Annotated in this window: 7 protein-coding genes; 6 read left to right on the forward strand and 1 reads right to left on the reverse strand. The window is 53.0% G+C overall.

Annotated features, from left to right (window positions below; all coding sequences use genetic code 11):
- Positions 1–3: 3 nt before the first annotated feature.
- From WBP50_RS00250 to WBP50_RS00275, 6 genes are all read left to right on the forward strand, one after another.
- Complete coding sequence (locus WBP50_RS00250; RefSeq protein WP_423931054.1) at positions 4–132, forward strand: hypothetical protein; 129 nt, start codon at positions 4–6, stop codon at positions 130–132.
- Positions 133–206: 74 nt separating this feature from the next.
- Entirely contained in the window at positions 207–1,244 is a 1,038-nt protein-coding gene (locus tag WBP50_RS00255) for an NAD(P)-dependent oxidoreductase (protein WP_423931055.1), read from the forward strand.
- 26 nt (positions 1,245–1,270) lie between these two features.
- Positions 1,271–2,293: a UbiA family prenyltransferase gene (locus tag WBP50_RS00260; protein WP_423931056.1), complete on the forward strand. Its 1,023-nt coding sequence runs from the start codon at positions 1,271–1,273 to the stop codon at positions 2,291–2,293.
- A 261-nt stretch (positions 2,294–2,554) separates the two neighbouring features.
- On the forward strand, positions 2,555–5,647 hold the full coding sequence (locus tag WBP50_RS00265; protein ID WP_423931057.1) for a PAS domain-containing sensor histidine kinase: 3,093 nt from the start codon (positions 2,555–2,557) through the stop codon (positions 5,645–5,647).
- A gap of 46 nt (positions 5,648–5,693) precedes the next feature.
- The gene (locus tag WBP50_RS00270; RefSeq protein ID WP_423931058.1) at positions 5,694–6,419 is read left to right on the forward strand and encodes a response regulator transcription factor; all 726 of its coding nucleotides are present in this window, start codon (positions 5,694–5,696) and stop codon (positions 6,417–6,419) included.
- Positions 6,420–6,566: 147 nt separating this feature from the next.
- Entirely contained in the window at positions 6,567–7,007 is a 441-nt protein-coding gene (locus WBP50_RS00275; RefSeq protein ID WP_423931059.1) for a YidB family protein, read from the forward strand.
- Between the two features lie 100 nt (positions 7,008–7,107).
- On the opposite strand, the gene WBP50_RS00280 is transcribed toward WBP50_RS00275, so the two are convergent.
- Entirely contained in the window at positions 7,108–8,058 is a 951-nt protein-coding gene (locus tag WBP50_RS00280; RefSeq protein WP_423931060.1) for a WD40 repeat domain-containing protein, read from the reverse strand.
- Between the last annotated feature and the right edge of the window lie 103 nt (positions 8,059–8,161).

Below are 8,161 nucleotides of genomic sequence, written 5' to 3' on the forward strand. Positions count from 1 at the left end.
ACCATGCACACAGACTTATTCAATTACACGACCATTATCGCTCCGGTAGGCTTTTTTTTCGGAGGAATTCTTGTTGTTCTGCTGCTGAACAGATTTATCGGAAAACACTCCTCGCAGCAGAAGCCTGACTGAATGCACAATTGCAGTGATGCGCAAGCATCGGTGAGGGTCTGGAAGCACTTTTCCCAATAAAATTCAAGGTACCATTGAGTTCTCTTTCAGGTTTTTCCGGCAGCAGTGCAGTTCAACGGACAAAGAGGGTATTTGTCGCCGGAGCTACAGGATATATCGGAAAATTCGTTACACAGGAACTTGTTGCAAGAAAATACGATGTGGTAAGTTTTGCCAGGGAGCGCTCGGGAATTGACGGGTCCGTTTCCGCCGGGCAAACCCGCAGACAGCTGGCTGGTTCCGAGGTACGCTTCGGCAATATCTGCGACAGCGAATCCCTCGTCGGCTCTGGCATGCGCGGTGAACGGTTCGATGCCGTTATCTCATGCCTGACCTCACGCAGCGGCGGGGTAAAGGACTCCTGGATGATCGACTACCAGGCAAACCGCAACGTTCTCGACGCGGCAAAAACCGCAGGAGCGAAACAGTTCGTCCTGCTCTCGGCGATCTGCGTTCAGAAACCGATGCTTGAGTTCCAGAGAGCCAAGCTGAAATTCGAACATGATCTCCGGGATTCGGGTATGACGTATTCGATCGTACGGCCCACGGCTTTTTTCAAATCCCTGGCCGGACAGGTGGAGGCCGTGAAAAAAGGAAAGCCTTATGTGCTATTCGGCAATGGAGAGCTTACCTCGTGCAAACCGATCAGCGAGGCCGACCTTGCGCGCTTCATGGCAGACTGCCTTGAAGATCCGTCGAAAAGCAACAGAATCCTTCCCGTAGGCGGTCCCGGAGAGCCTGTCTCTGCAAAAGCACAGGGGGAACTGCTTTTTGAACTGCTGGGAAGGAAACCGAAGTTCAGAAAAATCCCGATCGGAATTTTCGATCTGACCATTCCGGCGCTGAACCTGCTATCGAAACTGTTCCCGGCACTGGAAGACAAGGCGGAATTCGCCAGAACAGGACGGTATTACGCCTCGGAATCGATGCTGGTGTTCGACCCGGAAACGAAAACGTACGATGGTGCTGCGACGCCTTCCTTCGGGAACGACACGCTCAGGGATTTTTATGCCCGGATACTTAAAGAAGGATGTGCAGGTCAGGAACTGGGTGCCCATTCTATGTTTCATTAACACACCTCAGAATTTCGAGAGCAGTCATGGCAACCACAGCAAAGGCAATACCGGTCAAACCGGCCGGGTTTATCGGCAAAATCAAGGCCCATATCGAAATTCTCGATCCCGTCACCTGGATCAGCGTTTTCCCCTGCCTGGCAGGAGGCGCCATGGCGTCGGGAGCCATGCAGTCGAATGCACACGATTACCTGCTCCTCTTTTTGCTGTTTCTGATCTACGGCCCTCTCGGCACGGGTTTCAGCCAGTCGGTAAACGATTATTACGATCTCGAACTCGATCGGATCAACGAGCCCACAAGGCCGATTCCTTCCGGACGGCTGACCAAACAGGAGGCTCTCTGGAACTGGAGCATCGTTCTTGCCGTCGCAGTGCTGCTCGGGTCGTGGATCAGCCTGCACGTTGGCGGCCAGCGGGGCCTGATCATCTGCCTTTCTCTCTCCACCGGCCTGGGGCTCGGCTATATTTACTCGGCTCCCCCGCTCAAGCTGAAAAAGAATATTTTTCTGTCGGCGCCCGCGGTCGGCATCTCCTATGGAGTCATAACCTGGATCTCGGCCAACGCGTTCTTCAGCGAACTGCGTCCCGAGGCGCTGTGGATGGCGGGGCTCAACTTCTTTATGGCCACAGCACTCATCATCATGAATGATTTCAAATCCCAGGAAGGCGATGCGAAAGGGGGGATGAAATCGCTGGCCGTGATGATCGGTCCTAAAAACACATTCCTCGTCGCCTTTACCATCGTCGATCTGGTGTTTGCCGTATTCGCATGGCTCGCATGGAGCTGGGGTTTTCATCTGCTGATGTATTTTCTGCTGGTAACGCTCTTTGTCGATATCGTCATTCAGGTGCAACTCTACCGTGACCCCCACAAAGGCCTTTACTTCATGCAGATCGCCGTAGACGACGGATTCGGGCACACGATCGGCAAAAGCGAAATACACGAGCACAACGCCTTCCTGCGCTTTCAGGTGGTCAACAACATCCTGTTCCTCGTCAACCAGTTTATCGCCGCCGGCCTGATCGGCATGAAATACATGCAGGCATAAGTCTATCCATGCAAGAGCCCCTCCGTCAAGTCAAACCATGGCGCCTTCGTGACGCCCCGCCTGCGGATTCCGGATATCCTGCATTGAAGCCCCGGTTTCCTGTTACAGATTTTTATGAAAAAATCGTAGCTTTTTCTTACAAAATCTTACTAATATCAAAACCTTTCCATGAAAAGTTTCCGGTTTTCTCGGAAAGGCATCAGGAGCGGCGGTAACGACGGCGGCTGCATCCTGAACCGCAAACGACAGTAATCCAGGGCAATGCACAAGAAAAACATTCCATCCGGCAACAACGATACCGGGATCGGCGCATTGCTGGAATCCCTTCCCGATGCTTTTTTCATCATTGATGCAGAAGGAGTGGTCCTCAACGCAAACACCCTGTTTGCCGCTCAATTCGACAGAAGTCCGCAAGAGTGCATCGGCGAAAACATCTCCGACCTGCTCTCTGATGTGGTCCCTTTTCCGGAACTTGCGGTTCATTTCATGCAAAAAGCAAACGAGGTTTTCCATACCGGAGAACGTCTGATGTTTGAAGATGAAAGGGACTCTTTCAGAGTAACCATCAATCCCTTCAGGTCAGAAGAAAAAGCCGTCACGAAATTATTGATCAGCCTCGAAAATACTTCCAGGCAAAAACAGGTTGAGGATGAGCTGGAAAAAGAACGGGCGCTGAAAACCGCCCTGCTTGAAGCCATGCCGGGCTGCGCCATCATTCTGAACGCCGATGGAAAGCTGATGGTGTGGAACCAGTATGCCCACGACATCATCTTCGGCAAAACCGGCAACATCACAGAGCGCGTCGATCCGATAGAGACCATCTGCGCCGATCAGATTTTTCCGGTTAAAAAGAAGTTCCTGAACATTCTGCACTCCGGCGCCGAGGACAGCAGCGAAGTGAAAATATGCCCGCCGGGAAGACCCGTGCCGTTATGGCTGGCTACCAGAGGAAGAAGAGTGATCATTGACGGCGAACCGTGTGTCGTTGCTGTCGGCGTTGATATCAGCAGGCAAAAACAGCTTGAAGAGGATCTTGTCGAGAGCAAGATGCGCTTCAGCTATGCCCTCGATGCCGCACACTCGGGAATCTGGGAATGGGACATCGAAACAGACCGCCTGAGCTGGTCGGAACAGGTATGGGGATTGTACGGTTTGCAGGTGGAAAGTGTGCCGTTGAACCATCAGCTCTGTTTGGATACCATCCATCCTGAAGACCGGGAGATGGCATCATGGACCATAAAGGAGGCTGTAAAAAACCAGAACCCGGCGTCTGTCGAATACCGGGTCTGCTACACCGACGGATCCATCCACTGGCTTACTTCACGCGGCATGCCCCTGCACAATGATGAGGGCAAAGTAATCCGTTATATCGGCACCATCATCGACATAACGGAGCGCAAGCAGATAGAACTCGAACTCCTTGAAAGCAAAAGTCTGCTCAACCAGGCGCTCGAAGCCGCCCACGCCGGCGTCTGGGAGTGGAACCTGCAAACCAACGAAAATATCTGGTCTGAGGAGATCTGGGCGCTCTACGGCCTGGCAAAAAGCGATGACAAGCCCTCCTTCCGGCTCTGGGCGAACACCATCCATCCCGAAGATCGTGAGATGGCCACCAACAGCGTCACCGAGGCCGCCAAGCACTGCAACGAAATCAACATCCAATACCGAGTCATGCACCCTGACGGCTCGATACACTGGCTGATGTCACGAGCCAAACCCGTATATGAAAAAAACAACAAAATAAACCGTTACATCGGAACAATTATCGATGTAACCGAAAGCAAACAGATTGAAATCGCTCTCAGCCAGAGCAAAACACGTCTCAATCAGGCTCTGGAAGCTACAAACGCCGGTATTTGGGAATGGAATGTCAAGTCCGATCAGGTGTTCTGGTCGGACCGGGTCTGGAGTCTTTACGGGATGGAGCCTGACAGCATTAAGTCTTCACACAAGCTCTGTGAAACCAACGTTCACCCGGAAGACCGGGACATGACGTTCCAGACCGTCATGCATGCAGCAAGCAGTGAAACGGAAATCAACGTCGAATACCGGGTGAGCCACAAGGATGGGGCCATTCACTGGCTCATGTGCAGGGGCATGCCCCTGCGTGAGAAGAACGGAGAGGTGTCCTGCTATATCGGCACCGTGATCGACATCACGGAACGAAAAAATACGGATCTCGCCCTTGCCGAAAGTGAATTGAAATTCCGGAGCATTTTCGACCATGCACCTGTGGCCATTGGCATCTGGGATCTTCAGGGTGGCCGTTTGATCAACGTCAATTCTTCATGGCTGCATCTTTTCGGGTTCACCTGGCAGGATGCCATTGAACGTCCTGTCACCGACCACTCCCTGTATGTGAAGCTGGATGAGTGGAAACAGATCGTCTCGATACTCAAAAACCATGGCCGGCTTTTCAACCGCCCCGTGCAACTGCGGAAAAAAAACGGAGAACAGCTCAACGTCCTTTATTCGGCGGAATTCATCAATCTGAAGGACCGTTCGATCCTGCTCGTCATGATGACGGACATCACCCTGCAGGAACTGCAGCAGAAAAACATCAACCAGCTCGAAGAGGCAGTCACCGAACGTACCGAACAGTTGCAGCTCGAAATCGAACGACTGGAACGGTTCATCAGCATGGTTTCTCACGAATACCGCACACCGCTGGCAATCATACGGGGAAATCTCGACCTCATCGAGGTGAAAAACCAGAGCGGCAACCGGCTGATCAAAACGGAAATCAACAAGATACACCGAGCCATCGACCGCCTTGTCGAGGTCATGGAGGTTTCCATGCAGGAGAGTCGCATGACCGAAACCCAGGAGACACAGGAAAAAAACCATATCACGGTAGCCCCGCTCATCTACTCACAGATAGCATCGTTCAAGAACATGTGGCCGGATGTGGACATCCGTTTCACCGAACGCCTTGAAGACAGCAAGGTATTCGGTGAACCATCGCAGCTCAAGCTGGCTATATACAATCTGGTCGATAATGCCCGGAAATATTCCGCCCCCGGCACTCCCGTCACGGTGGATTGCCGGAAGAAGGCTGCCGAGGTAGTCATCACGATACGCAACCGGGGAACAACGATCTCGAAAGAGGAAAGCGAAACGCTTTTCAACAAGTACCAGCGAGGAAGAAATTCCATGAACACCAGCGGAGCCGGCCTCGGGCTTTGGCTTGTCAAGAAGATTATCGAACAGCATAACGGAAACGTGACGCTCAAAGGATTCCCCTCGGGGGTCGAGGTAACCGTGCGACTGCCTGTTACCGATGATACCGGCGTGAACATGCGAGACAGCGACGAGCAGGAAACTATTGACCGCCCTGGCGATATGGCCTTGTAAAGCGCTATATTGAAGGCTTGTTACAACAACATTTTATTCTGCTGCAATGTCTGACAGGCAAATCATCATTGTTGAGGACGATCGGGATTTCCGTGAAAGCATCATGGAGTATCTCGTACTTGCGGGGTTTGATGTCACAGGGGCTGCTTCAGCCCTGGAATTCTATCAGAAAATCTCCCAGGATCGTTTTCTTCTGGCGATTCTCGATATAGCGCTTCCGGATCAGGATGGCCTTGTGCTTGCCGAATACGTCCGCAAAAACACGGACATGCGCATTATCATGCTGACTGCGCAAACATCCCAGAAAAGCAAGATCGTCGCTTATGAAGCCGGGGCGGATCTCTATCTGACAAAACCGGTCGATTTCCCTGAATTGCTCGCATCGATCACCAGTATCCTGGGACGTCTCAACAACCCGCACCCAGGCGAGCAGGAAGAGGAAAAGAGCGAATACGCATCTGACCCGGAAATAAAGCCCTGGGTACTTTCAAGGAAGGAGTGGGCTCTCTTGACGCCGGAAGGTGAAAAAATAATTCTGACGGCAAAGGAATTCGATTTTATTGAAAAGCTGGCCTCCTGCCCCAGGAAAGTGGTTGAACGCGAGGAGCTTCTGCAAACCCTCGATTACGAAAACACCGCGTCAGGCAACCGCTCACTCGACGCACTGGTCCATCGCATGCGACGTAAAAAGGGAAACAGCGAGATCTCCATACCCGTAAAAACCTCCCATGGAGCGGGATACAGTTTTTCGGCTCCCATCATCGTCAGATAGGCCTGTTGCAATAAGGCTCTCAATGACACAATTTGTCTTGTTTATACAATAAAAACATGCAAACTTGCATGCAAGAGCCGCAGAAACACGCTGGCGCGGCAAGTGATCAGCCAGGACGGCGGCATAATGAAACCGGGAGAACACGACATGGATATCGCAGCACTGATTCAGCTTGGAGCATCGGCCATTCAGGGCAACAGCGACAAAAATACGACAGGCATACCGCTTGACAAAATCACGGCGGCCCTGGGATCGCTTCTGGGGGGCAAAGGCGGAAAGCCCGATTTCGGAGCCCTGCTCTCCGGCATGCAGGCTGGAGGTCTCGGCGATATCGCTTCGTCTTGGCTCGGAAAAGGAGCCAACAAACCGGTTTCGCCCGATGCGTTAGCGGGTATTGTCGGTCAGGAGAAGCTGAAGGAGTTCGCCGGACAGCTCGGGCTTTCGGAGGAGAGCGCGAAAACCGCCATCGCCGATGCGCTGCCCGAAATGGTTGACAAGGCCAGCCCCGAAGGATCGCTGCTCGACGGCCTTGCAGAAAACCTCGGAGGAATGAAGGGGTTGGGCGACATGATCGGGAAGTTCCTCTGAGAGAAAAAACGCCTGACGGAGATTCCTGCGCATAAAAAAAATGCCGGAGGGCTTCCTCCGGCATCGTTCGTAAATCGGCAAAAAGCGGTAAGCCCGAACGTTATTTGATACCCCAGAGCTTGATCTTGAAGTCGTCGCTGCCGCTGGCGATAATCCGTCCGTCGGGTGAAATATCGACCGACTGCACTTCGTGGGTGTGACCCCTGTAGGTGTGCAGAAGCGCTCCGCTTTTTACATCCCAGAGCCTGACCGACTCGTCGTTTGCCGCGCTGGCGAGTGCCGAACCGTCGGGATTGAAGCAGACGCTGCGGACACCGTCTTCGTGGCCGGCGAGCACCTTCAGGGTCTGGCCCGTCGACGCATCGAGAATTTTCACCTTCGCATCGCGTCCGCAGAAGGCGATGAGGCTGTCGTCGGGACTGAACGCAACGGCATGCGAGAGCGTGTCGCCGGTCTGGTAGTTGGCGATGTTTTTTCCGGATTCGACATCCCAGATTTTAATGACCGGCTCTTCACCGCAGCTTGCAATCTTTTTGCCGTCGTGGCTCCATGCGAGACATTCGATATATGATTTATGTCCGAGAAGCTGCCCGGTTTCCTTTCCGGTTTCCACATCCCAGAGGCGGATGGTGGTATCCCTCGAGCAGCTGGCAAGCACCCTGCTGTCGGGGCTGAAAGCGACCATGCGCACGGCCGTGTCGTGCCCTTTGCATACATGGACACACGCTCCGCTCTCGGGGTCCCATATTCTCACGGTGCTGTCGGTGCTGCCGCTGGCCAGCCTTCTGCCGTCACGGCTGTAATCGACACACTCCACCCATGTTTCGTGACCTTTCATGGTATGCAGGGGCCTGCCGCTGGACACATCCCAGAGCATAACCAGTTCATCGAACCCGCCACTGACCAGCCGGCTGCCGTCGGCGCTGAATTTCACACCGAGCACCCTGTCCTGGTGGCCTTCCATGGTCTTGATGAGATTGACGTCCTCCTGTACTTTCGGACGTTTCAGCTCGACCTCTTTTTTACCGAATACTTTAGATAAGAACCCCATGATTGTTAAATCCTGTTTGAAATATGAGATGCGTATAGTGACTCAATTTAAGAAAAATTTATAACCTTCCCCGAAGATCGGGCAAAGGGAGAAAAATCACTGC

It is taken from the genome of Chlorobium sp. (genome assembly GCF_049593655.1).
In the GTDB taxonomy this organism is placed as follows: Bacteria; Bacteroidota; Chlorobiia; order Chlorobiales; family Chlorobiaceae; genus Chlorobium.